Source organism: Glycomyces mayteni (assembly GCF_042428885.1).
Classification (GTDB): Bacteria; Actinomycetota; Actinomycetes; order Mycobacteriales; family Micromonosporaceae; genus Glycomyces; species Glycomyces mayteni.
This window is the reverse complement of record NZ_JBHMBP010000002.1, coordinates 929,974-954,371: the sequence shown is the minus strand read 5'-3', so window position 1 is coordinate 954,371 and position 24,398 is coordinate 929,974. Positions and strand designations below refer to the sequence as shown.

Below are 24,398 nucleotides of genomic sequence, written 5' to 3'. Positions count from 1 at the left end.
TCACCTGCCGTCCACGGCCCGTTCGAGCCGGTCGGCGAGGCCGCTGAAGTCGGGGGCGTCGCCGTTGGCGAGCTTGTCGTGCAGCTCGTCGCGGAACGCGTAGCTGAACTGCGTGTACCGGTCGACCTCGGGCCGCTGGCCCGGACCCTCGCCGGTCAGCGCCTCGTACATCGCGGCGGCCTCCTGCCGCGGGCCGCCGGCCGACTCGCAGCCGCCGTCCGCGACGCCGCTGCCGAGCTGCGCCATCGCGTCGAAGTACGGTTCGGGCCGCGCCGCGGCGAAGCCGCCGCGCTCGAACAGGAGCTGCTGGCTCACCGGGCCCGTCAGGAACTCGATCAGCGCCCGGGAGACCGTCTTGCGCTCGGAATAGGCGCTCACCGCGAGGCTCCCGCCGCCGAGCACGCCGCCGGGCATCGGCACCACGCCGACCTCGAACGGCACGTCCGCGGCGACCGCCGCGAACGCCTCGCACGACTCCAGGGTGCGGATCGCCTGCGGCCAGTGCCGCAGGAACGGCGTCAGCCCCGCCTGGAACGCCGCGAGCGACTCGTCCTCGTTGTGCTGCACCGCGGCCGGGAGCACCGTGGACTTGCCGGGGGCCACCGGCTCCCACAGGTCGCTCCACAGTCGTTCGAGGAGCCCGAGTGCGTCGGACCGCGGACCGAAGTCGATCATCCCCGTCCCGGCCGCGACCTCCACCTGGTTGGCCAGCAGGAACTCCCAGACGTTGACGGTGAACCCCTCGTAGGACGCGAGCTGCATCGCGATGCCGCCGGCGAACCCGTTGTCCTCCTGGAGGATCACGGCGATCGTGTCCCGCAGGTCCTGCCAGGTCCGGATCGACGCGGCCTCCATCTCGGTCAGGGCGCCGCTGCGGTAGTCGGAGTCCGACTTCGAATCGGTCCGCTTGCGGTAGTAGAGCATCCCCACGTTCGTGTTGAACGGCAGCGCGTACAGCTCCCCCTCGAAGCGCCCGGCCTCCAAGGGCCGCTCCAGGAACCCGCCCGTGTCCGCGCCGTCGAGCGGTTCGAGGCGGCCCGCCACGGCGAACTCGGCCACCCAGGGGACGTCGAGGTCCACCACGTCCACGTCCGGGTCCTCGGCCTGGAGCGCCGCGTGGATCGCGGTGTACTGGAGGTCGGCGATCGGCGGCAGCTCCACCATCTCCGCGGGATGGCCCGGATGCCAGGCGTTCCACTGGTCGACCAGGAGCCGGCGCTGGCCGTTCGCGGTCTCGTCGCGGGAGGCGAGCAGCCGCAGCGGCCTGCCGCCGAGGTCCTCCCATTCGTCCTCCCGCTCGCGGCCGCCGAGCCAGTACGCGCCGCCGACGGCGGCCACGGCCGCCGCGCCGCCGAGCAGTTCGAGGACCGTCCTGCGGGACAGGCGCGGGCGGGACCTCCACCGGCTGGTCATCGGCCGCTCCACAACTGGTTGAACAGGCTGTCGAAGGTCGTCCGGATCTGCTCCTCCTCGGCTTCGAGGCAGGTGACGCGCGGGTCCTCGTCGAGTCCGGCGAAGGCCGCCGACCGGCAGGAGGCCTCGCCGACCGCGATGAGGTACAGGTTCGCCTGGTGCTCGGCGAGGCCGGCCCGCACGTCGTCCACGGTGGTCCCTGAGTGGTCCGGATCGGCGCCGTCGGTGATGACCACCATCGCGGCCGAGCCGTCGCCGCCCGCCGCGTCGAGTTCGGCGATGCCGTCGAGCAGGGTCTGGTGGAGGTCCACGCCGTTGCTCGACGGCGTGTCCCGCAATCGTTCGGCCACGTCGTCGGGCGGGTCGGCGGTCATGGCGAACACCGGTTCGTGGGAGCCGGAGCCCGAGACGGGGAACGTCCACAGCGCCGCCTGGTCCTCGGGGTTGACGCCGAGGTAGTCGAGCGCGGCGACCACGCCGTCGGTCGCGAGCTCGAAGCGGGTGCGGCCGCCGCCGACCTCCTCGTTCATCGACCCCGAGTGGTCCACCGCGAGCAGCACGGTCGTCGGCAGGCGGCTGCGGCCGTAGTCGGTCTGGAGCGCCTCGAACTCGTCGGCGCTCAGCGGGTCGGCCTCGACGTCGAAGCCCGTCTCGAAGCGGTAGTCCCCCGCCAGCGCGTCCCGCTCGTAGTCCTCGCTGCGCATCCCCAGGGCCTCCGGGTACGCCTCGCTGCGCTCCCCGGCGAGCCAGGACCGCAGGTCGTCGGCCACTTTCGACCGCCGTTCGGCCCAGGGGTCGCCGGTCCAGTCGAGTCTGACGGCGCGGTAGTCGAGGGCGCCCAGGCCGGTGCCGTACACCGGCACGAGGCCCGACCGCATGTCGTCGGCGCTCGGGCAGCCGTCGCCGAGGGCCCGGCCGGTGTTGTAGTGCGCCAGCGCCATCTCGGTGGTGAGGACCGCGGCGGTCGGGTTCGCGCCCTGGGTGCGGGCGATCTCGCACAGCAGGTCGGTGTCGCTGGGGGACAGGGCGATCCCGGTCGAGGCCGCGGCGTTCGCGAGGCGGCTCTCGGCGAGGGCGGCCTGGCCTTGGGCGGCGAGGGCGCGGTAGAAGAGGAGTCCGGTGGTGGAGACCGCGGGGTCCGATCTGAGCACCGGGGTGGCGTGCTCGTCGCCGAGTTCGACGATGAGGTCGTTCAGTTCGCGGTCGGTGACCGGGTTCCCGTCGTTGAACCGCTGCGTGTCGAGGACCGGCTCCGGGACGGCGAGGACGAGCGGCGTCCGGCCGATGGGCTCGGCGTCCTTCGGCTCGAAGACCTCGTATCTGACGCCGGAGGCGTTGTCGCTCAGCTTCGCGTCGGCGAGTTCGACCTGGGTCTGGGACTCCGCGATCCAGAGGTGGGGCCGCGGCCCGACGTCCCGCAGCGCCTCGAACGGCCGGTCCTCCTCGCCTTCGGGCGGCGGCTGCCAGCCCTGGGCCATCGCCTTCTCCACCTCGGGCCAGGGCGCGCTGTAGGCGGTCACGTTGGCCGCGCGGCACTCGCCTTCCCCGTACTCGCGGTTGAACTCGGTGACGGCCTGCTGGAACCAGGCGGCCCCGTCGGCGGGGACGAGCACGGTCAGCTCCACCGGGTCGCCGCAGGAGTAGAGCCGGTCGTAGATCTGCAACGCCATGGGGCGCAGCAGGAATCCGAGGATGAACGAGCACACGACCGCGAACACCACGACGGCGGCCCCGGTGAACCGCACGCTGCCCCGCCCGGCGCCGACCCGCAGCAGGCTCCACAGGAGCTGCACGATGATGATCCCGATCCCCACGGCCACCAGCACCGTGCTCCACGGCTGCGGCACCGCGCCGATGAGCAGCTGGATCAGCGCTCCCAGCAACCCCCCGATGGTCACCGCCGCCCCGCCCAGGTACACCGCCGGCGGCGGCGGACCCTGCCTGGGCGGCACGGGCGTCTCGTCCTCGGGGGGTTCGGTCCGATGGGCTTCGTCTGCGGCCACTGTTGGCTCCGTTGCCATGTCGCGGTGGAGTGTCGTCGGGGATCGGTTCCGGCGGAAGGGTACTGAACAGTATGCCGCACCACCCCACCCCGAAGGTCCCGCCGATTCCGAGCCGACCGCTGGGCCCCGGTCCGGGCCCGCCGGGTTGATATGCTGGGGTGCCATCGCGCGATGGGCAATTGCCACCATTTCCTGGAGCACCCCTCTGATGAGATCCAAGTGGCGCATGGCTCGCAGCATCATCAGTGCGCATTCGATCCCCATTCTCGCCGTTTCCCTGATCGCACTCCTGCAGATCGCGGCCGTGTTCTCCGATCTCGCCAAGTCGTTCACGTCGAGTTATACGGGCGGATTCCTTCAGGGGATCTTGGCGGCCCTGACACTGGGCAGCATCACCGGCGGCGCATTGCGGATCGCACGGCGAAATCGCCATACCAGGAGGTTCTTCGAGGATCGCGCCAAGGACATCATGGAGGGCCTGCCTCTGGAATCGCCGGAGCTCCGGCAGCAGTTCCAAGGACTGCCCTTGCTGGCGCATCTGAAGAAGTACGGATGGTCGACCCAAGTGGAGTTCCCCGCCGCCGAATGCGGCATCTTCGTCCTGGGATACCAGTACTTCGGCCACGAGGCCGCGATCGACGGGTTCGACGCCGTGGCGCTGACGCACCTGGCCGACCGGGCCTCCGAGGACGCCGGGTACCGCCACGTGATCCTGGTGCACGCCCTGTCGACCTTCATCCCGAACGACCAGTTGGCCGCGATCGCCGCGGAGATCGAGGACCGGAGCGTGCTGCGCTTCCGGGTCACCTCCCGCTACTCCGAGGCGGACGCCCGCCTGGAGAGCCGCCTCCAGCAGGCCGAGAACGACCATCTCGTCAAGGTCAGCACCACCTCCCAGATCTCGGACTTCTCACGGGTGATCCTGGACCGCACCAGCCGCGCGCTGCGGTCGCTGGAGATCGCCCACCTGTCCCCGCTCGTCCTGTCCGATTCGGCCCTCATCCTCCAGTCGGTCGAGGGCACGGTCCCGTCGAGCGTCATTCCCAAGGGACAGCAGATCGCCGACCAGGACCTCGACGTCTTCCGCCGCACGGTGCGCACCATTGTCGGCATCAAGCGGACCTGGAAACGGATGTCGGGCTCCGATATCGCGCTGTCGACCATTGCGCTCTCCGAATCGCACCCCGGAGTGAAAGTGCGGCTCCTGCGGAACTCGGGTTATCTCCAGTTGTTCCCGGGGCGGTTGAACTATGCCGACAATCTGTACCGCTTCGGGTACGAGATCACCGAGACCTCATTGATCGCGATCATCGACCGGCACCTGTCGGTCTGGATCGACGGGCATTCGACCCGCTACTCCGCCAAGGCCGCGGCCGATGCGCTGTGCGGGCGCGCGGTCGTCGAACTCGCCCGCTGGATGCTCGCGAGGCCGGAAATCCAGCCCAAGATGTCGGCATGGCGACACCAGATGTTCGGCCTCTTCCCAGAGGATGAATCCCGCCAGCTCATACAATCGGTCTTCGACCATTTCGCGGAGGGGCTAGAAGCCATGAATGCAGTGTCGACTCGCGTCACGCCGAGCCAATATGCAACATTCGTGCGCCCGGCAGCGCAGAACGACTCCGAACGGAATGTCACCCTGCCCGCAGGGGACCAGACGGCCCACGTGTCCGCGGGCGTCATCGTGCGCAACGAGGACCGGATCCTCATCGTCAGGAAGGTCAAGCCCCCGAACCGGGGCAGGTGGAGCGTTCCCGGGGGCCACTGCGAATGGGGCGAGTCCGCGCGGATGGCCGCCTCGCGCGAACTGCACGAGGAGGTGGGCATCGAGGTCGACGACCTGGACCTCATCTACTCGGGAGAGATCGACGAGGGCCAGCCGTGTCGGCACGGACTGCGGCTCCACATCTGGTTCCTCTACGCCCTGGACCTGTCCCGGATGCCGACGATCCAGTTGGAGACGTCCGAACTGCAGGAGTACCGCTGGGTCAGCGAGAGCTCCTTGAAGCGGCTGCGCCAGCGGACGCCTGCGTTCAATCTCCTGCTGGACCAAGTGAAAGTGTATGGATAGCCAGACCGTCTGCATCCGCCTGCCGGGGCGGGGCTCGACCACGCACGTCCGCAACGACGACTCGTTCATCTCCCACGCCTACCGCGACTTCGGGATCGACCACGACCTGTTCTCGCGGATTCTCAACTGCGTCAAGCGGCTGAGCGGGACCAGACGGTTCGTGATCGTCCCCAGCGGCGCCGGGGTGTTCCTGCTTGCCGACCTGGCCCGGCGCCTGGGCCTGGACGCCTCCAGTGTCGACGAGGTCAGCAGGCACGTGATCAACGCGCAGTCGCAGTTGGTGCACCGGTGGTTCCTGGCCAACGGCGTGCCGAACGCCCTCCTGGTCGACCACCCGGCCGACCTCGCGAGCGTCCCGGCCGACTGCAATGTGGCGGTCGTCAGGCCCGCGGGCGACTACCGCAGCACCGATGCGCTGTGGGGCGCGGCGGCGTACTTCTCCGGCGCGCAGATCGCCTGCATCTTCAAACACCGCTCGGGCGCCTCGAAACTCGAAGTGTCCTCGCCCTCGCCCCTCATCGACCTCCCGACGCTGCTCAAGGACATCGACCACTTAATCTCCGCAGGCGACAAGCTGGTCTTCGACGCCCAATGTCTCGACTTCCTCGTCCGCGCCGGAGCGGCGACCTGGATCCTGCGCTTCGACCACCCCGAGGACATCGCCCGAATCTGCCTCAGCCTCCCACCGCTGGGCCTGGCGAAGCGACTGGTCCTCTGAGCGCTCGGCGGCGGTTATGCTGCACCGCAGGCGGATCGGCGGTGCTATTCGCCTGCGGCGTCGATTTCGCGTACGTGGACGCGGACGAGGTCCTCGATCAGGGTGTCGGGGAGGGGGTTGTCCAGGGTGAACTGGATGGCGTGCTGGGTGGTCTTGTACGGTTCGAGGCGGTCGCGCAGCGCTTCGATCGCGTAGGACGAGGGGTAGAAGCTCATGTGCTTCTTCGAAGCCGTGAAGTAGACCAGCGCCCGGCCCTTGAACTTGAGCGTCGGCATCCCGTAGCTCATGGTCGCCTCGGTGTCCGGCACGAGCCGCGAGACGAGGGCGCGGATCCGTTCGAGTTCCGCCCGGCGCTCCGGGTCGAGCGCGTCGAGGTACTCCTCGACGCTCGTCGCTTTCTCGGCCATGGCCGGAGTCTAGCGCCGCTCCTGGCTACTAGTCGGCGATGAAGGGGAGCGGGCCGTCGGAGAGGCTGATGAGGGTCACGAGGACCATGACGAGGAGGCAGCCCAGGCCGCCGAAGAAGCCGCCCGCCGCGGTGCTGCGGTTGGTGGCGAGGCCGGTGCGGGCACGGTTGAGGCCGACGGCGCCAAAGACGGCGGCGATCACGCCGACCGGCCACGTCAGGAGGTAGAGCATCGGCACCCACACGAGCGCGAACGCGGCCAGCGCGAGGACCAGCGACGCGGTCCCGAAGCCGTTCTCGGGAGGCCGGTCGCCTTGTGGTGGGAGGTGCGAATCGGTGAAGGGGTCGTACATGGCGGCGTCCTGAACTGTGAAGGTCGGGTGTTTCCGTCACCGTACTGCCGCGGCGGGCTCCATGCGGGACACGCGATCTGCACTGCCAGCTGGGTCGAAGGGCGCTTGACCTGCGCTTCCGGTTGGCATGTCGAGTGGTCGGCACCGGATTTCCGCCGGTGTTCCGCCGGTCCCGGAGCTATTGCGGGGTCAGGTCGACCACTTCGGCGTTGTAGGCGCGGATGAGGTCGTCCGCGTCGACGCGGGCGGCGAAGTCCGGGGAGCCCGAGCCAATGACGATCTGGCGCCCGCGCAGGCGCTCGTCGGCCAGGACCGGGAACACCTCGGCCGCGCCGAGCGGGGTGATCGTGCCGCGCCGGTAGCCGGTCGCGGCGAACGCCTCCTCGGCGGTCGGCAGCTTCATCTTGTTGACCCCGAGCACGGCGCGCAGCTTCGGCCAGGAGAACCGGTCCTCGTACGGGACCAGCACGAGCACGAACCCGTCCCGGCTGCGCAGCACGATCGTCTTCACCCCCATGACGCCCTGGGCCGCAGGAGCACCGGTCACGGGATCGCGCGGGACGAACTCCACGACCAGATCCCGCCCGGCCGCATCCTTCGCGGCCCGCTCAGGAGCCTCGGCGCCCCCGCCGACCACGCCGCCGTCCTCCACAGACTCCCCTGATCCCATGACCGCAAGGCTAACGCCTGCGCTCCGCGCAGGGAGGTCAGCGGTTGAAGTGGGTGAAGGCTTTGGCGATGTCGGCGGGGTCGATGGTGGTCATCTCCGTGGAGCTGGGGGTGCCGTGGTCGCCGTGGAGGTGGAGGAGGCGGAGGTCGCGTTCGGTGGTGGCGCGGTGGGAGAGTTCGCGGGCGAAGCGGCCGTTGCCCAGCTCGTCGATGCCGGCGGCGACGGCGGCCGTGAAGCCCTCCCGCAGCGCGGCCTCGGCGTCCCCGGTGAGGGTCTCGCCCGCGGTGTCGAAGATGGCGAAGGCGATCTCGGTGAGTTCGCGCGCCGAGTAGGACGGGAACGCGACGACGGTGGAGAAGCGCGAGCGCAGGCCCGGATTGGCGTCGAGGAGTTCGTCGATCTGGTCGGTGTACCCGGCGAGGACGATGACGAGGCGGTCGCGCAGGTTCTCGGCGGCCGTCAGGATCTCCTGGAGCGCCTCGTCGCCGAACGCGTCCGCCTGGTCGGCGTAGCCGCGGTTGGCGAGCGAGTACGCCTCATCGACGAACAGGACGCCACCGGTGGCCTCCTTGATCTTCGCGCGGGTCTTCATCGCGGTGTGGCCGAGGTAGCCGCCGACGAGGTCGCCGCGCTGGACCTCGACGACCCGCCCGTGTTCGAGCAGGCCCAGTCCGGCGAGGATCTCCCCCATGACGCGGGCGACGGTGGTCTTGCCGGTGCCGGGCGGGCCGGTGAACACGAAGTGCTGCGGGCGCGCGGCGCTCGGCAGGCCACGCTCCTTCTTCAGCATCGCCATCCGGTACTGCGCCTTCAACGCCTGGACCTGCTGCTTGACCGATTCGAGGCCGATCATCGCGTCGAGCGTCCCGGCGGCGCGCGAGAGCAGCTCGGCGCGGTCGGGTGCGCCCGAGGGCGGGCGCCGCTCGAAGTCGAGGTCCACGGTCTTCTCGGGGCGGAGGGCGCGCACGCGCTCGGCGAAGGCCTCGACGTCGGGGGCGAGCCGGAAGGCGCGCTGGAACGACTGCGCCGCTTCGCGCTCCTCCCCGAGCGACTCCATCGCCACGCCCCTGACGAAGGCCAGGTGGGCGCTGAAGGCGGGCAGGGAGATCGCGGTCGGCAGGCCGTCGAGGACTTCCAGCGCCTCATAAGGGGTGCCGAGGTGGACAAGGCTCGCGGCGGTGTAGAGCGCCGACTCGTCGCGGAGCGCGGGGTCGGTGATGCCGTGCGCGGCCTTGAGGACGTGCTCCCACTCGCCCTGCTCGTAGTGCAGCCGCGTCTGGAGGAACCGGGTCTGGTCGGTGGTCTCGCGGTCGGCGGCGAGCACGAGCTGGTCGCCGGCCGCGGCGAAGTCGTCGGCGTCGAGCAGGGCGGCGACGTGCGCCAGCCATGCGTCGTAGGCGCCGCTGAGCTTGTAGGCGACGAACTTCCCGATCGCGAACGACGTCTCGATGCGCAGCCCGGTGGAGTCGCGGAACCGGCCCAAGTGCGCCTGGTGCCGGACCATCGCGCGCAGGGCCTCGTCTCGGCGCTCGCCGGTGGCGTAGAGGCCGAGCCAGGCGTCGGCGATGCCCGGGTCGTAGTCCAGGACGAACTCGAAGCAGTCCGAGGCCCGCACGAGGTCCCCCTGCCGCAGGAGGCCGACGCCGCGGACCCAGGTCTCCAGTACCGATGCGGCCGTGCCGGAAGGGGGCATGTGGGCTCCATGGGGGTGGGGTCTCGACGGTCCTCCAGAGTAGTCAGGAGCGGCCACGGCGACCTGCGGTTCCGCGTTCGGAGCGGGCGGCGGGAGACCGGCGGGACACCGGCAGGGACGGCCGCCGGGCGGGCCCGAGTGCGTTCGGGGCCGCCCGGCGGTGATCAGGGGGGAGGGTTCAGCAGGTGCTGCCTCCTTCGTTGAGGGCGTTGAGGACCGAGGTGTAGGCCTGCTTCTTCTGGTAGTTGCCGTCGAAGAGGAGGGGGGTGTCGTTGCGCCAGGAGTACTTGTCGGTGACGCCCCAGACGGTGATGCCGGTGCAGCGGGCGACGGCGAGGCAGGAGCGGGTGACGGTGTCGAAGGTGGCGGCCTGGCCGGAGCCGGAGCCGCCGACGTCGAGTTCGGTGATCTCGACGTCGACGCCGAGGTCGGCGAAGCGCTGGAGGTTCGCCTGGTAGCTCGACAGGTTGTCGCCCGCGCTGAGGTGGGACTGGAAGCCGACGCAGTCGATGGGGACGCCGCGGCTCTTGAAGTCGCGCACCATGTTGTAGATCGCGGTGCTCTTGGAGTTGATGCCGTCGGTGCCGTAGTCGTTGTAGCAGAGCCTCGCGGTCGGGTCGGCGGCGTCGGCGGCGCGGAAGGCCTCCTCGATCCAGCCGTTGCCGAGCTGGATCTGGAGGTTCGACTGGCGGCGCGAGCCGTCCCACTCGAACGCCTCGTTGACGACGTCCCAGGCGAAGACCTTGCCCTCGTAGTGGTTCGCGACGCCGGTGATGTGGTTGACCATGGCATTGCGGAGGTTGTTCCCGGTGAGGCCCTGCACCCAGCCGGGCTGCTGCGCATGCCACACGAGCGTGTGGCCGCGGACCTTCATGCCGCGGGCCTGCGCCCACGAGACGATCTGGTCGCCGCCGGAGAAGGTGAACTGGCCCGGGTTGGGCTCGGTGGCGTCCCACTTCATGGCGTTCTCGGCGACGACGCTGTTGAACTCGGTGCCGAGCGTGTTGGCGTAGGCGGCCTCGCCGAGGTGCTGGGTGGCGACGGCGGCCCCGAAGTAGCGGCCGGTCTGGGCCGCGGACGCGCCCAGGGTGGTCGCGGCCTGCGCGGGACTGGTGAAGACGAGCGCGCTCACGGCGGCGATGCCCGCCGCGGCCACGGCGGCCGTCGCCAGTGCCAGGCGGCGTCGGACGCGGTGTGTTCTCGGATGCGGGTCGGTCATGGCGACTCCTCAGGTGTCGACGGTGAATCGGTTGACGGTGACGGCGCCCCCGAGGGCCCGTGTGGCGTAGTTGAAGACGGCGAACCGGTAGCCCATGAAGAAGGTCCAGTTGCTGTTGAGGGTGAATGCGGGCCCGAGCGGGACGAACGCGGAGCCGTTCTCGCTGTAGGAGAACTGCGCCTGGCGGCCCGAGCCGGGCCGGATGTCGGCGGTGACGCGGAGCCAGACGCGGCTGGAGCACAGGTCCGCGCTCGCGCGCTCGGTGCCGGTGCCGGTGGTGTTCCAGTTGCCGTCCATGGTCAGGCCGTCGGTCATGACGACGCGGGTGGCGGCGCCGTCGCGGCGCAGCCCGATCCACGCCGAGGCGTCGCGGAGCATCGCGAGCCCGGCCCGGTCGCCGTCGGCCATCCCGGACGGGTCGAGTTCGACCGTGGCGGTGGACGACGGCCCCTGGATGCGGTGCGTGAGCGTGTTGCGCGCGTTGTAGAGGTCGTTCGTGACGGTGGCGGTCTGGAGGCGCAGCCCCGACCCGGTGGACCACTTCGTGTCGTCGGGGTTGTGGTTCCACTCCCATTTGGCGGCCAGCGCCGAGGAGGTGAACGTGTCGGTCCCGGTCAGCGGCGGCACCGGGGCCGGGGTCAGGTTCGGGAACGGGTAGCTGCTCCCCCAGGCGCCGTTCACGGTGGTGACCTGCGGCCAGCCGTCGGAGGTCCAGGTGATCGGCGCGAGCGCGGGCATGCGCCCGCCGGGGTAGGCGTCGACGAAGGCCATGTAGTGCCAGGCGCCGCCGGGGGTCGAGACGAGGCCGCCCTGGTGAGGGACGCCGCCGCCGCTGATCGGGCCGCGCATGTCGAGCAGGACTTGTCGCAGTTCGTAAGGGCCCCAGGGGGACGAGGATTTGAGGATGTACTGGCCGTTGGCGGGGCGGGTGAGGAAGATGTAGTAGTTCCCGTTGATCTTGTAGAACCGGGAGCCCTCCAGGGTGCCGATGTTCGACGGGGTGGTGAAGACCTGCTGATTGCGCACCTCGGACTTGCCGTCGGCCGAGAGCTGGGCGACGGAGATCTGGCCGTTGCCGTAGGCGACGTACATGGTGCCGTCGGCGTCGACGAGCATCCCGGCGTCGTAGTAGGCGCGGGAGAGCTCGGCGTGGCGGGTCCAGGGCCCGGCGGGGTTCGTCGCGGTGTACATGTAGGACCGCGCGAAGTCGATCTGCCCGAGCCAGTAGTAGCGGGACTCGCTGGGGCGGTAGGCGATCGTGGAGGCCCAGATGCCGCGCACGTAGCCGCGTCCGCCGCTGAGGTCGTACTTCGAGCCGAAGTCGAGCCGGGGCACCGAGTGGCCGATGAACTCCCAGTTGACGAGGTCCCTGGAGTGGAGCACGGGCGCGCCGGGCGAGTAGTGCATGGTGGACGCGGTCATGTAGAAGTCGGCGCCGACGCGGATGACCTCGACGTCGGCGAAGTCCTGCCACACCACCGGGTTCGCGTAGGACGTCTGCTGGGCCTCCGCACCGGCGAAGGGGATGAACGCGGTTGCCGCGGCGGCCCCGGCGAGGACGCCCGCGCCGCCCGCGAGCAGCCGCCTGCGGCTGCCGGGGTGGTCGAGCCAGCGCGCGGGCCCCGTCTCCCGGCCGGTCACAGCGCCGCCTCCCAGACGATGCCGCCGCCGGTGGCGTCGGAGGCGAGGCGGTCGCGGGCGGCGGTGTCGCCGTAGAGGCCCCAGCGCATCCAGTCGAGGCTGGTCGCGACGGTCTGGGGGTAGGTGGGGCCGTTCCAGACGAACTCGTCGTGGCCCTGGCCGGTGTGGGTCATGAAGGCCTTCGGGGTCGGGAGTTCGGCGTAGGCGTTGCGGGCGAGGTCGTAGTCGCAGATGGGGTCCTGGTCGCCGTGGACGAACAGGACCTTCGCGTTCACGGCCCCGGTCGGGTTGCCCATGTCGACGCAGGCGTAGGGGATCGCGGTGGTGATGCGCGGGTCGGGCCAGGCGGTGAGGAGGCCGTGGGTGGTCATGCCGCCCAGGGAGTGCCCGGCGGCGCCGACGCCGCGGGAGGTGTCCATGCGGCCCTCGAAGGGGTCGCAGGAGCCGGCCGCGCCGAGGGCGAGTGTCTGCGTGAGCACTTCGGTGACGTCCTTGGACTGGTTGCCGTTGTAGACGTCGCCGATATTCCCTTCAGCCCCGGTGGTCGTGGTGGGGAAGACGGGGGCGGCGACGATGAAGCCCGCGGCGGCGAGCGGACGGATGAGGACGCCGTAGCTCTCGGGGTTCCCGCCGAGGCCGTGGCTCCACTCCACGACCGGGAAGCGCCCGTCGGCGAGGGGCGCGCCGGAGGCGGGCTCGGCGCCGGGAGTGCCGGTGGCCGCGGGGTAGAAGATCCGGGTGACGAGGGTACGTCCGGCGCGGCTCCAGGTGAACTGGCGGACGCCGAGCGGGTAGGTCCTGGTCGGCGCGGTCTGCGCCCGCGCGGGCGAGGCGGGTCCGGCGAGGACGGTCGCCGCTCCGGCCGCGGCGAGGCCGAGGGCGGTGCGTCGGGTCATCGACATGGGGTGTCCTTTCGGGAGGCGGGGCCGGGAGGGACGGCGCGGACCGGCGGGTGCGCCGTCCGTTCCCGGCCCCGGGTCGGTCAGGCGGGGGCGATGTCGGCGAGGACTTCGTCTGCGCCGCAGGTCGATCCGACGGGGATCAGGGAGAACTGCTGGTTGTTGGCGCCGGTCGGGGCCCACTGGCGGATCGGGTCGCCCGCGGCGGTCGACCAGTTGTAGACGTCGAGGGCCTTGCCGGAGTGGCGGTTGACGAAGCTGTAGAAGCCCGCCGAGTTCTTGGTGACCTGCCACTGCTGGTTGTTGCCGTTGAGGTTGGTGTACTGGGCGATCGTGCCGCCGTCGGCGGTGCTGAAGTTCCAGACGTCGAGGACCTGGCCCGAGTGGCGGACCTGGATGCGGTAGTAGCCGCCGCCGGAGTCGATGAACCGGAACTGCTGGTTGGTGCCCTGGACGTTGGTGTACTGGGTCAGGATCGCGCCGGTCGCCGTCGAGGCTCCTTGGATGTCGAAGGCGAGACCGGAGTGCCGGGAGACGATCGAGTACCAGTCGCTGGTGTTCGGCGGCTGCGCGTCGGCGCGGTCGGCGGCGAGGCCGACGAGGCTGGCGGTGGCGAGCACGACCGCCGCCGCGAGTGCGGCGAAGGCGCGGGACCAGCGGGTGAGGATCGAGAAGTCGGGTGCGGCCGGGTGCATCTGCATCTCCTTGGGAGGGAAGGGGGACGAGGGGTCCGGGGTCAGCATGTGGAGCCCCCGGTGAGGGTCAGGAGGCCGAGCCGGTACGGCAGCTGCGAGTACTCGCCGCCGGAGTTCGGGTTGCGGCCCTGGTAGAGCATGCGGAGGTTGCTCGTGTCGAGGTTCATGGTCTGGTCGACGCCGGACCTGATGAGCTCGCCGTGGCTGATGTCGGCGGACCAGCGGCCTCCGGGGAAGGAGACGTTCGCGGGCCCGGCGAACGGTGCGTTCTGCGTGGTCTTCTGCGGCTGCCACTGCCCGGTGAGCCCGTTCGCGGTGTACGAGCGGTAGTACCGCACGCCGTCCGAACCGATCGACTCCCAGATGAGCAGGTAGGTGTTGGTGTTGTCGAGCTTGTAGACCGCGCCGCCCTCGAAGAGGTTGTACTTCGAGTCCTGGAGGACGATCTGGGTGTTGCGGAAGTTGTTCGGGAACTCCCCTACGGTGGTCTCGGAGCGGTAGACGTGCCCGTTGTCGTCGCCCGCGAACAGGTAGCACATGGTGCTGTCGCAGATGTTGTAGAAGTCGAGCCAGAAGCCGTTGCTGTTCTGCTGGACGATCGGCGGCGTGCTGCTGATGAAGTTGCGCGGCGCCGACCAGCTGTTGGGGTTGGTCGGGTCGGTGCTCGTCGAGTAGGACGGCGGCCCGGTCTGGTAGACGAGGTACCAGAGGTTCTGGGGCGCGAAGTAGAACAGCTGCGGGGCCGCGGCGTAGCGGTTGCCGATGTTCGCGTTGCGGTCCAGGAAGGTCAGCGGGGCGCTGGCGGCCTGGGACCAGTCCGAGAACCGCGTGAACGCGAGGCTCCAGTTCCCGGAGGTGTTCGCGGTGGTCATGTAGACCAGCCACTCGTTGTTGTAGCGCACCACCGTCGGGTCCTTGACCGAGACGATGGGGTGCGAGGAATCGGGTTTGGGCGAGATGAGCTGGCCGCTGGACTCCCAGGAGTAGTTCGCGGGCAGCGCCTGCGCGCCGACGTCGCCGCCGGTGGTCTGGGCGCTCGCGGTCAGCGAGCTGGAGGCGAGCGCCGCGGCCGACGCGAGGACGGCGAGCGCTCCCAGTATTCGCATCCGAAGCGTTCGTTGCATGGAGGGCCTTTCCGTGTGGGAACCGTGCCGGTGGTTACCGATCACAGGCCGAAGCCGGTTCCGAAACTTTCGAGTGGGGTTCCGAAACTTAGATGAATCGAACTATAGAGAGTTATCGATATCATGTCAACGGGGCCGCCGAAGGCGTCGCGCCTGGGGCGCGTGGCGCTAGACTGCCGCGATGAGCCCCTCCCCCGCAGGCGCCGGCGCCGCAGTGCCGGACGGCCCCTTGACGATCGCGCAGCTCGCGGCACTGGCGGGCGTCTCCACCGCGACCGTCTCGAAGGTCGTCAACGGCCGCTCGGACGTCGCGGCCTCCACGCGCGAGCAGATCGAGGAGCTCATCAGGAGCCGCGGGTACCGCAGGCAGCGGCGGCCCGCGAAGTCCGCGGCGCTCATCGACGTGCTCTTCCACGAGCTGCGGGGCCTGTACGCGATCGAGATCCTCAACGGCGTCCAGGAGGTGGCCCGCGAGCACCGGCTCGGCGTGGTGGTCTCGGAACTGGGAGGGCGCCACGTCCCCGGCCGCGACTGGGTCGAGGAGGTCCTGGCGCGCCGCCCCGTCGGCGTCGTGTCCGTCTACTCGGGACTGGACCCGGACCAGACCGACCGGCTCTACAGCCGGGACATCCCGCTGGTGCAGCTCGACCCGACCGGCGACCCCGACCACGGCGCGCCCTCGGTCGGGTCGGGGAACTGGAACGGCGGCCTCAGCGCGACCCGCCACCTCATCGGGCTCGGGCACCGCCGCATCGGCGTGGTCGCCGGGCCCGGCGACATGGAGGCCGCGCGGGCTAGGCTCGACGGCCACCGCGCCGCCCTCGACCTCGCGGGCATCCGTCCCGATCCGGCCCTGGAGCGCCACGGGGACTTCAACATCGCGACCGGACGCGACCTCGCGCTGGAGCTGCTGCGGCTCGACGACCCGCCGACGGCGGTCGTCGCCGGGAACGACGGGACGGCGCTGGGGGTCTACCACGCCGCCGCGGCCCTGGGGGTGCGCGTCCCCGAGGACCTGAGCGTGGTCGGCTTCGACGACCTGCCGAAGGCGAAGTGGATGATCCCGCCGCTGACCACGGTCCGCCAGCCGCTCAAGGACATGGGGGCCGCCGCGGCCCGCATGGTCGTGGGCCTGGCCGCGGGCGAGGCGCTCCCGCAGCAGCGGGTGGAGCTCGCCACCGAGCTGGTGGTCCGCGAGAGCACCGCGCCGCCGCGGGAGCGCTGACGCGCCGGGACGCGGGATCGCGGACCGCCCGCGCCTCGGACATACTTGCTCCCATGTCCCGCACTGACGACGTCGTCAACGGCGTCAAGCACATGATCCTCACCGGCGAGCTGCACCCCGGGGAGCGGCTGCCGGTCGAGAAGGAGCTGGCCGAGACGCTCGGCGTCTCGCGCGGCTCGCTGCGCGAGGGCGTCCGGGCCCTGTCGATCCTCGGCGTGCTCGACACCCGGCAGGGGGACGGCACGTACGTCACCGGGCTCGACGTGCCTCGGCTGCTGGCGCCCATGGGCTTCATGGTCGAGCTGCAGGGCGACGAGGGGCAGGCTCGGCACGTGCACGCGATCCGGCGGCTGCTGGAGGCCGAGGCGGCCCGGCTCGCCGCGTACAGCATCCCCGACGAGGCCCTCGCGGAGGCCCGGGGACTGCTGGACGAGGCCGCGCGGCTGCTCGACACCGCGCCGGACGACCACGAGCGGATCATCGAGATCGACATCGCGTTCCACCGGATCATCGCCTCCCACACCGGGAACCCGGTGCTCGCCGGGATGATCGAGGCCCTCGCCGGGCGCACGGTGCGCGAACGGCTGTGGCGGAGCCTCCGCGAGGCCGGGGCCGACCGGCGCACGCACGAGGAGCACCTCGCGATCTGGCGGGCCCTGCGCGCCCACGACCCGGAGGCGGCCCGGGTCCGCATGGCGAACCATCTGCTGGGGGTCGAGGAGTCGCTCTCAGACCTCGACGGCGAGTCGCGGACGGCGGCCGATCCGGCGGAGTGACCGCGCGCGCAGCACTCGATTCATTCGATCTTTCCGGCGTCACGCCGCAATGTTCCTGACGGAGCGCGACAACTGAACGGCATTATGCAGGCATTTCAAGCTTGACGAAGCTATGATCTGCGGACGACGATCCGAAACATCTGATTATTCGGGGCGCGACGGCTTGTCCCGCGGCGCCGACGTGGCTATCGTTTGTTTGTCCGTGCCCCCGAATGCAGCCCTTCGCGGTGCCGCCGCGCCCCACGGCGGTTCCGGTCGCCCTCCACCGCGTGCGAGAGGAACCACCGATGACCCTGACCGACGACGATGCCGAGCGCAGCGAGTTCGAGTGGGCCCGGCCCGGCCTGCACCTGCGGTTCGCGCACGGCGACGGGCCGGTGCGGCTCGTCCGCCTCGCGACCGGGCCCGAGGGGCCGTCCGCGGCGGCGCCCTGCCCGATCGTGGAGCTGCACGCCGGGGGCCGCGCCCGCGAGAACAACACGCAGATCTACGTCAGGTCGGCGATCGGGGTGCGGCTGCGGTACGCGGGCCACGAGTCCGTCGGCGACGATCTGCGCATCCACCAGGTCGAGGAGGCCACCGGGATCGAGGTCGTCTCGGTCCTCCGCGCGGCGGGCCCGGGACTCCAGATCACGCAGACCGTGCGCAACGGCGGCGACCGCGACCTCGTGCTCACCATGGTGACCTCCGCGGTCTTCTCGGTCGCGGGGACCGGGTACGACGTGCTGTGGGGCCGCGCCGAGTGGCTCGGCGAGGGCCGCTGGGAGCAGCGCCCCCTCGCGGAGCTCCTGCCGGACTTGAGCTTCGGCCGGTACGGGTTCGTCGGCCGCGGGCACTTCCCGGTGACGAGCCACGGGTCCTGGTCGAGCGGCGAGGTCCTGCCCACGGGCGTGCTCGCGTCCGAGGCGGGCCCGTCGGTGGCGTGGCAGGTCGAGACGAGCGCGGGCTGGCACTGGGAGCTGTCGCGCGACGCGGGCACCGTGACCGTAGGGGTCCTCGGCCCGACCGACCTGGAGCACCAGTTCGCCGAGCGCCTGGCGCCGGGCCGGGAGTTCACGAGCGTCCCGGCGGGCGTGGTCGTCGCCGACGGCGGCCGGGACGCGACGTTCGCGGCGCTCACCGAGTACCGGCGGGCGATCCGGGTCCCGCGGGCCGCGCACGAGTCCTACCCGGTCGTCTACAACGACTACATGAACACGCTCATGGGCGACCCGTCCACGGAGAAGCTGCTGCCGCTCATCGCGTCGGCGGCGGCCGCGGGCGCGGAGTACTTCTGCATCGACGCGGGCTGGTTCGGATCGCCGGAGGAGGGCTGGTGGGACCGCCCGGGCGAGTGGCGCGAGGGCCCCGGCCGGTTCACCGGCGGCCTGCGCTCGGTCATGGACGCGATCCGCGGGGCCGGGATGCGCCCGGGCCTGTGGCTCGAACCCGAAGCGGTGGGCCGGAAGTCGCCGGTGGCCGAGAAGCTCCCCGACGAGGCGTTCTTCTGCCGGTTCGGCGAGCGCGTCCTGGAGGGCAACCACTACCAGCTGGACCTGCGGCACCCGGCCGCCCGCGCGCACCTGGACGAGGCCGTGGACCGGCTCGTGGAGGAGTTCGGCGTCGCGTTCTTCAAGCTCGACTACAACAGCAACGTCGGCGCGGGGACCGATGTGGACGCCGAGGCGCCCGGGGCCGGGCTGCTGGGGCACACGCGGGGCCTGCGCGACTGGCTGCTGGCGGTGCAGGAGCGGCACCCGGACCTGCTCCTGGAGAGCTGCTCGTCGGGCGGCATGCGCATGGACTACCACCTGCTGTCGGCCGTCCACCTGCAGTCCACGAGCGACCAGCAGGACTACCGGAGGTACCCGGTCGTGGCGGCGACCGCGCCCGCGAGCGTCCTGCCGGAGCAGGCGGGCAACTGGGCGTACCCGGACACGTCGATGACCCCGGAGGAGACCGCGTTCGCGATGGCCTCGGGCGTCATGGGCCGCATGTACCTCTCGGGGTTCCTGCACGACCTCGGCGAGGAGCAGTCGGCCCTCGTCCACGAGGCCGTCGCGCTGCACCGCGAGCGGCGCGGCGACATCGCCGCCTCGGTCCCGGTCTGGCCGCTCGGGCTGCCCGGGTGGGACGACGACGTGGTCGCGCTGCTGCTCGACGCCGAGCCCGGGGGCCTCCTCGCGGTCTGGTCGCGGGGCGACGCCGCCGAACTCGCGCTGCCGGACCTGGCGGGCCGGGCCGTGCGGCAGGTGTACCCGGCCGACCTTCCCGCGTGGACCGTCCGCGACCGGGACGGCGTCCCGGTGATCGACGTCCCGCCGGGCCTGCGCGCCCGGATCTTCGAGGTCGCACCCCGGTAGCCCGGTCGCACCCCGCTTGACCTGCCGCTCACGGCACCCAACACCCATACTTGAAGGAACCGCATGTCCGCTTGGCCCGAGCCGATCCTCTTCGGCGCCGCTTACTACTACGAGTACCAGCCCGACGTCGTCGGCGGCTTCGACACCGACGCCGCGAAGCACCGCTTGGAGGAGGACCTCGACCTCATGGCAGAGGCCGGATTCTCCGTGATCCGCGTCGGCGAGTCCGTGTGGAGCACTTGGGAGCCCGAGAACGGCGTCTTCGACCTCGACTGGCTCCGACCGGTCCTCGACGGGGCTCTGGAGCACGGCATCGGCGTCGTCCTCGGCACGCCGACGTACGCGGTGCCGCCGTGGCTGGCGCGCCTGTACCCCGAGATCGCGGCCGAGGACCGGACCGGGCGGCGCGTCGGATGGGGCGCGCGACAGGAGGTCGACTACACGCACCCGGCGTTCCGGTTCCACGCCGAGCGGGTCATCCGGAAGATCCTCAACCGGTACGCCGACCACCCGGCCGTCATCGGGTTCCAAGTGGACAACGAGCCCGGAGTGCAGCTGTACCACAACGAAGGCGTGTTCCAGCGGTTCACCGACCACCTGCGCCGCACCTACGGCGACGTGGAGACGCTCAACCGGGAGTGGGGCCTGGTGTACTGGTCGCACCGGCTGTCGACGTGGGCGGACCTGTGGCGGCCCGACGGGAACGCGCAGCCGCAGTACGAGCAGGCGTGGCGCCGGTTCCAGGCCGAGCAGACCACCGATTTCATCGGCTGGCAGGCCGACATCGCGCGCGAGTACGCGCACGAGGACCAGTTCGTGACGACCTGCATCTGCTACGGCCGCCCCGGGATCGACGAGCGGGCCGTGGCCGGCACGCTCTCGATCACCGCCGGGAACCCGTACTACCGCATGCAGGACGCGCTCGCGCTGCCCGCCGAGCCCGAAGGCGCCCCGCACTGGACGCTCGACGGCACGGCCGCGCTGTACCGCTCGGCGGACGTCATGTACGGGTCCAGGCAGGAGCCGTTCCTGGTGACCGAGACGAACGCGCAGGCCATCGGGGAGCCCTCGCACAACCTGCCCGCGTACGACGGTCAGTGGCGCCAAGCCGCCTGGGCGCTGGTGTCGCGCGGGGCGCGCATGGTCGAGTACTGGCACTGGCACACCCTCCACTTCGGAGCGGAGACGTACTGGGGCGGGGTGCTCCCCCACAGCCGGCAGCCGGGGCGGGCCTACCGCGAGCTCGCGCGCCTGGGCGCGGAACTGCGCAAGGCCGGGCCGGTGCTCGACGGGCTGGTGCCGCACGCGGACGTGGCGGTCCTGTACTCCAAGGAGAGCGAGTGGGCGCTCGGGGCGCAGCCCGCCCTCGCGAACGCCGACGGCACCCCGGACCGGGACTCGTTCCACTCCATCGCGTCCCCGTTCTACAAGGGCGCCTTCGACGCCGGGCTCCAGACCCGCATCGTCCACACCGAGCAGCTCGGCGAGCCGGAGGCCGCGGCCGCCGAGTTCCCGGTGCTCGTGGCCGCCGGGATCTACGCGGCGGACGACGCGCTGCTGGACTGGCTGGAGCGGTACGCGGCCTCGGGCGGGCACCTGGTCCTCGGCCCGCGCACCGGGTACGGCGACGAGGAGGCGCGGGCGCGGCTGGAGGTCAAGCCCGCGAGGCTTCACGAGGCCGCCGGGGTCTGGTACGACGAGTTCGCGAACCTTCACGGCGGGCTCGCGGTGCGGTCCGCGGAGGGCTCGCCGCTGGAGCTCGACGGGGCCGCGGCCACGAAGTGGGCCGACGGCCTGGTGCTCGAAGGGGCGCAGGCGCTCGCGGAGTACGTGCACCCGCACTACGGCCGCTTCCCCGCGGTGACCACGAACGCGCACGGGCAGGGGCGCGTGACCTATGTGGGCACCGTGCCGGACGACGCGCTCGCCGAGTCGCTGTTCCGCTGGCTCGCCCCCGCCGACCCCTGGCGCCCCGACCACCCGAGCCTCACCACGACCAGCGGCGTCACGGGCACGGGCCACACGGTCCGCTTCGTGCACAACTGGTCCTGGAACGAGGCCGAGTTCACCCTCCCCACGGCGGCCACTGACGTCCTCGACGACACCGACCACGCCGCCGGGGGCCCGATCCGCCTCGGCCCCTGGGACGTGAAGATCCTCCGCGAAGCCCGCTAGCGGCCGAGCCAGCCGCCGTCGACGGGGAGGACCGCGCCCGAGACGTAGTCGGAGGCGGCGCTGGCGAGGAAGACCGTGGCGCCCGCGAGGTCGCCGGGGCGGCCCCAGCGGCCCGCGGGGATGCGGTCGAGGATGGCCTTGGAGCGGTCCGGGTCGTCTTGCAGCGCTTGGGTGTTGTCGGTGGCGATGTAGCCGGGGGCGATGGCGTTGACGGTGACGCCGCGGCCGGTCCACTCGTTCGCGAGCGCGCGGGTGAGGCCCGCGATGCCGGACTTGGCCGCGGCGTAGCCGGGGACGTTGATGCCGCCCTGGAAGCTCAGGAGCGAGGCGGTGAAGACGATCTTGCCGCGGCCGCGTTCGAGCATGGACCGGCCGACGGCGCGCGAGAGCGCGAACTGGCTGGTGAGGTTCACCTGGAGGACTTCGTCCCAGTAGGCGTCGGGGTGCTCGGCGGCGGGGGCGCGGCGGATGGTCCCGGCGTTGTTGACGAGGACGTCGGGGCCCAGGCCCGCGAGGGTGTCGGCGAGTTCGGCGACGGCCTCGGGGTCGTTGAGGTCGGCGGGCAGGGCCCGGAAGGTGCGGCCGAGTGCGGTGACGCGCCGCTCGATCGCGGAGCCTTCGGGTTCGATGGTGGCGCTGACGCCGACGACGTCGGCCCCGGCCTCGGCGAGGGCCTCGGCCATGGCGAACCCGATGCCGCGCTTGGCGCCGGTGACGACGGCGAGGCGGCCGGTCAGGTCGAAGGGGTTCATGCGGTCTCCTGCCCTGCTTGGACGTCGATGAGGATCTTCATGGCGGCCCCGGCGGTGAGGGCGTCGAACGCGGACTGGACGTCGCCGAGGGGCACGGTCGCGGTGATGAGGGCGTCGGCGGGAATGTCTCCGGCGTCGAGGAGTTCGACGGCGGTCTCGAAGTCCTCGCGCTGGTAGACGCGGGCGCCGAGGAGACGCAGTTCGCGCCAGAAGACGCGCTGGAGGTTCACCGGGCGCGGCTCGGGGTGGATGGCGACGACGACGAGGGTGCCGCGGACCTTCGCGTAGTCGACCGCGCCGAGGACGGCCGCGGCCGCACCGGAGACCTCGAAGACCACGTCGGCGCCGGCGCCGCCGGTCCACTCCTCGACGTGGGCCACGGTGTCGCCCTGGGGGTCGAGGACGGTGAAGCCGAGGGCCGCGATGCGTTCGCGGCGCCCCGGGTCGAGTTCGATGACGACGACTTCGCCGCCGAAGGAGCGGGCGACGGCGGCGATGAGCACGCCGATGGGGCCGCCGCCGATGACGACGGCCTTCTGGCCGGGGGCGAGTTCGGCGCGGCGCACGTCGTGGACGGCGACGGCGGTGGGCTCCACGAGGGCGGCGTGCTTGAGGGACAACGTGTCCGGGAGCGGGACGAGGAGTCCGGCGTCGACGTTCCAGCGGCCCTGGAGGGCGCCGGGCGAGTCGATGCCGACGAAGTCGAGGTTCTGGCAGATGTGCCGGTTGCCCGCGAGGCAGGCGGGGCAGGTGCCGTCCCAGGCGAGGGGCATGACGGTGACGGGGTCGCCGACCGCGTGGCCGGTGACGCCCTCGCCGAGGGCCGCGACGGTGCCGCTCATCTCGTGGCCGATGATCGCGGGGACGTCGACGCGGGCGTCCATGTGGCCGCTGAGGATGTGCAGGTCGGTGCCGCAGATCCCGTTGTAGGCCACGGCGATCTGGACCTGGCCGGGTCCGGGCGGGGACGGTTCGACGGCCTCCACCGTCATGGTCCGGTTTCCTGCGTAGTGCGCGGCGAGCACGGGGGCCTCCTCGGGGGTTCGGTGCGGTTCGATCGTTGGTGAGGATCGCACAGATTCTCCGTTTGCGCAATCGTTTGCTCATCGTCCGGACCCATAGGCGATACTTGACCGATGGCGAAACTCAGCGATGTGGCCGCCCGCGCGGGCGTCTCGGTGTCGGCGGTGTCCAGGGTGCTCTCGGGCGACCCCGCGGCGCGGGTCAGCGAGGCGACGCGCGAACGGGTGCGCCTCGCCGCCGCGGAGGTCGGCTACCACCCGAACTTCGCCGGGCGGGCGCTGAAGCTCGCGCGCACCGACGTCATCGCGCTCATCGTGCCTGACGTGACGAACGCGCTGTTCGCGGAGTTGACGCGCGGCGTCGAGGACGAGGCGGTCGCGCGCGGCTGCGTGATGCTGCTGGCGCGCAGCGAGGACATGCAGCCGGGCGGGAGGATGTTCGACCGGCTCGTGGGCGAGGGCCGGGTCGACGGGATCGTGCTCCAGCCGCGCGACGGAACGGACCCCGAGGAGCTGGCCCGTTCGGTGGGCGAGCGCGCCCCGCTCGTCACCATCCACCAGCGCATCCCCGGCGCCAGCTCGGTGGTCGTGCCGGACGCGCTCGCCGCACGTCGCGCCACCGAGCATCTGATCGGCTTGGGGCACAACAGGATCGGCTTCGCGGGCGGGCTTGCCGCGTCCCCTGCAGCGCAGCGGCGAGCCGAGGGGTACCTGGCCGCGCTGCTGGAGGCGGGCCTGCCGGGCGAGCCGGGGCTGGTCACCCGGCGCGGGTTCCACGAGACCGACGGCCGGGCCTCGGCCGCGGAGCTGCTGGCGCTCCCCCAGCCTCCCACGGCGATCGTGGCGGCCAACGTCAACGCGGCGGTCGGCGTCCTCGCCCAGGCGCGGGCGCAGGGCGTGGACGTGCCGGGCGACCTCTCGGTGGTCGCGGTCCACGACGCCTGGACCGCCGAGCACACCTGGCCGCCCCTCACCTGCGTGCGCATGCCGCTGTACGAGCTGGGGCGGGCCGCGGTCGCGGCGCTCGCCGACGTGGTCGACGGCGGCCCCGTCGCGCACCGGAGCGTGGACGAGCCCGGACCGGTCCTGGTGGTGCGCGCCTCCACCGCCGCGCGCCGCTGAGCGGACGGGAGCCTTGCAGGCGGGGCCGGAGCCCGCTATCGTCGATTGAGCAATCGTTTGCGCATCCGCGGCTCCCCCT

Annotated in this window: 20 protein-coding genes; 7 read left to right on the top strand and 13 right to left on the bottom strand. The window is 71.4% G+C overall.

All coding sequences use genetic code 11. The annotated features are described in order from the left end of the window. Both ACFFXY_RS11080 and ACFFXY_RS11075 read right to left on the bottom strand, forming a co-directional pair. Entirely contained in the window at window positions 1-1,413 is a 1,413-nt protein-coding gene (locus tag ACFFXY_RS11080; protein WP_382349739.1) for an extracellular solute-binding protein, read from the bottom strand. Then, the gene (locus ACFFXY_RS11075) at window positions 1,410-3,296 is read right to left on the bottom strand and encodes a vWA domain-containing protein (RefSeq protein ID WP_382349736.1); all 1,887 of its coding nucleotides are present in this window, start codon (window positions 3,294-3,296) and stop codon (window positions 1,410-1,412) included. The genes ACFFXY_RS11080 and ACFFXY_RS11075 overlap by 4 nt, the downstream gene beginning before the upstream one ends. A gap of 346 nt (window positions 3,297-3,642) precedes the next feature. On the opposite strand from ACFFXY_RS11075, the gene ACFFXY_RS11070 reads away from it, so the two are divergent. Both ACFFXY_RS11070 and ACFFXY_RS11065 read left to right on the top strand, forming a co-directional pair. Further along, window positions 3,643-5,487, top strand: coding sequence for an NUDIX hydrolase (locus ACFFXY_RS11070; RefSeq protein ID WP_382349733.1), 1,845 nt, complete (start codon window positions 3,643-3,645; stop codon window positions 5,485-5,487). Then, complete coding sequence (locus ACFFXY_RS11065; RefSeq protein ID WP_382349730.1) at window positions 5,480-6,205, top strand: hypothetical protein; 726 nt, start codon at window positions 5,480-5,482, stop codon at window positions 6,203-6,205. Before ACFFXY_RS11070 ends, ACFFXY_RS11065 begins: the two co-directional genes overlap by 8 nt. 44 nt (window positions 6,206-6,249) lie before the next feature. On the opposite strand, the gene ACFFXY_RS11060 is transcribed toward ACFFXY_RS11065, so the two are convergent. From ACFFXY_RS11060 to ACFFXY_RS11020, 9 genes are all read right to left on the bottom strand, one after another. Then, window positions 6,250-6,612: an iron chaperone gene (locus tag ACFFXY_RS11060; RefSeq protein ID WP_382349727.1), complete on the bottom strand. Its 363-nt coding sequence runs from the start codon at window positions 6,610-6,612 to the stop codon at window positions 6,250-6,252. Window positions 6,613-6,640: 28 nt separating this feature from the next. After that, entirely contained in the window at window positions 6,641-6,964 is a 324-nt protein-coding gene (locus tag ACFFXY_RS11055) for a hypothetical protein (RefSeq protein WP_382349724.1), read from the bottom strand. A gap of 178 nt (window positions 6,965-7,142) precedes the next feature. Further along, window positions 7,143-7,634 carry an aminoacyl-tRNA deacylase gene (locus ACFFXY_RS11050; protein WP_382349721.1) on the bottom strand — a complete coding sequence of 164 codons (492 nt, stop codon included), beginning with the start codon at window positions 7,632-7,634 and terminating at the stop codon, window positions 7,143-7,145. Window positions 7,635-7,671: 37 nt separating this feature from the next. After that, on the bottom strand, window positions 7,672-9,327 hold the full coding sequence (locus tag ACFFXY_RS11045; protein WP_382349718.1) for an AAA family ATPase: 1,656 nt from the start codon (window positions 9,325-9,327) through the stop codon (window positions 7,672-7,674). A gap of 178 nt (window positions 9,328-9,505) precedes the next feature. Continuing rightward, the gene (locus tag ACFFXY_RS11040) at window positions 9,506-10,546 is read right to left on the bottom strand and encodes an endo-1,4-beta-xylanase (protein ID WP_382349715.1); all 1,041 of its coding nucleotides are present in this window, start codon (window positions 10,544-10,546) and stop codon (window positions 9,506-9,508) included. Window positions 10,547-10,555: 9 nt separating this feature from the next. Further along, the gene (locus ACFFXY_RS11035; protein WP_382349712.1) at window positions 10,556-12,187 is read right to left on the bottom strand and encodes a glycoside hydrolase family 43 protein; all 1,632 of its coding nucleotides are present in this window, start codon (window positions 12,185-12,187) and stop codon (window positions 10,556-10,558) included. Next, window positions 12,184-13,089, bottom strand: a complete 906-nt coding sequence (locus tag ACFFXY_RS11030; RefSeq protein ID WP_382349709.1) for an alpha/beta hydrolase family protein — start codon at window positions 13,087-13,089, stop codon at window positions 12,184-12,186. The genes ACFFXY_RS11035 and ACFFXY_RS11030 overlap by 4 nt, the downstream gene beginning before the upstream one ends. An 80-nt stretch (window positions 13,090-13,169) precedes the next feature. Beyond that, a complete protein-coding gene (locus tag ACFFXY_RS11025) occupies window positions 13,170-13,781 on the bottom strand; it encodes an RICIN domain-containing protein (RefSeq protein ID WP_382349706.1) in 612 nt (203 codons plus the stop codon). Between the two features lie 41 nt (window positions 13,782-13,822). Then, window positions 13,823-14,887: a glycoside hydrolase family 62 protein gene (locus ACFFXY_RS11020; protein ID WP_382349703.1), complete on the bottom strand. Its 1,065-nt coding sequence runs from the start codon at window positions 14,885-14,887 to the stop codon at window positions 13,823-13,825. Between the two features lie 199 nt (window positions 14,888-15,086). Here ACFFXY_RS11020 and ACFFXY_RS11015 point away from each other — a divergent pair, with 199 nt between their 5' ends. From ACFFXY_RS11015 to ACFFXY_RS11000, 4 genes are all read left to right on the top strand, one after another. Beyond that, window positions 15,087-16,130, top strand: coding sequence for a LacI family DNA-binding transcriptional regulator (locus tag ACFFXY_RS11015; protein ID WP_382349700.1), 1,044 nt, complete (start codon window positions 15,087-15,089; stop codon window positions 16,128-16,130). A gap of 53 nt (window positions 16,131-16,183) precedes the next feature. After that, window positions 16,184-16,906 carry a FadR/GntR family transcriptional regulator gene (locus ACFFXY_RS11010; RefSeq protein ID WP_382349697.1) on the top strand — a complete coding sequence of 241 codons (723 nt, stop codon included), beginning with the start codon at window positions 16,184-16,186 and terminating at the stop codon, window positions 16,904-16,906. 287 nt (window positions 16,907-17,193) lie between these two features. After that, window positions 17,194-19,248, top strand: a complete 2,055-nt coding sequence (locus ACFFXY_RS11005) for a glycoside hydrolase family 36 protein (protein ID WP_382349694.1) — start codon at window positions 17,194-17,196, stop codon at window positions 19,246-19,248. Between the two features lie 63 nt (window positions 19,249-19,311). Further along, a complete protein-coding gene (locus tag ACFFXY_RS11000) occupies window positions 19,312-21,423 on the top strand; it encodes a beta-galactosidase (RefSeq protein ID WP_382349691.1) in 2,112 nt (703 codons plus the stop codon). Here ACFFXY_RS11000 and ACFFXY_RS10995 read toward each other — a convergent pair. Continuing rightward, window positions 21,420-22,175, bottom strand: a complete 756-nt coding sequence (locus ACFFXY_RS10995) for an SDR family oxidoreductase (protein WP_382349689.1) — start codon at window positions 22,173-22,175, stop codon at window positions 21,420-21,422. The genes ACFFXY_RS11000 and ACFFXY_RS10995 overlap by 4 nt on opposite strands. Next, the gene (locus ACFFXY_RS10990) at window positions 22,172-23,200 is read right to left on the bottom strand and encodes a zinc-dependent alcohol dehydrogenase (protein ID WP_382350621.1); all 1,029 of its coding nucleotides are present in this window, start codon (window positions 23,198-23,200) and stop codon (window positions 22,172-22,174) included. The genes ACFFXY_RS10995 and ACFFXY_RS10990 overlap by 4 nt, the downstream gene beginning before the upstream one ends. A gap of 111 nt (window positions 23,201-23,311) precedes the next feature. On the opposite strand from ACFFXY_RS10990, the gene ACFFXY_RS10985 reads away from it, so the two are divergent. Beyond that, entirely contained in the window at window positions 23,312-24,319 is a 1,008-nt protein-coding gene (locus tag ACFFXY_RS10985) for a LacI family DNA-binding transcriptional regulator (RefSeq protein WP_382349686.1), read from the top strand. Window positions 24,320-24,398: the final 79 nt, after the last annotated feature.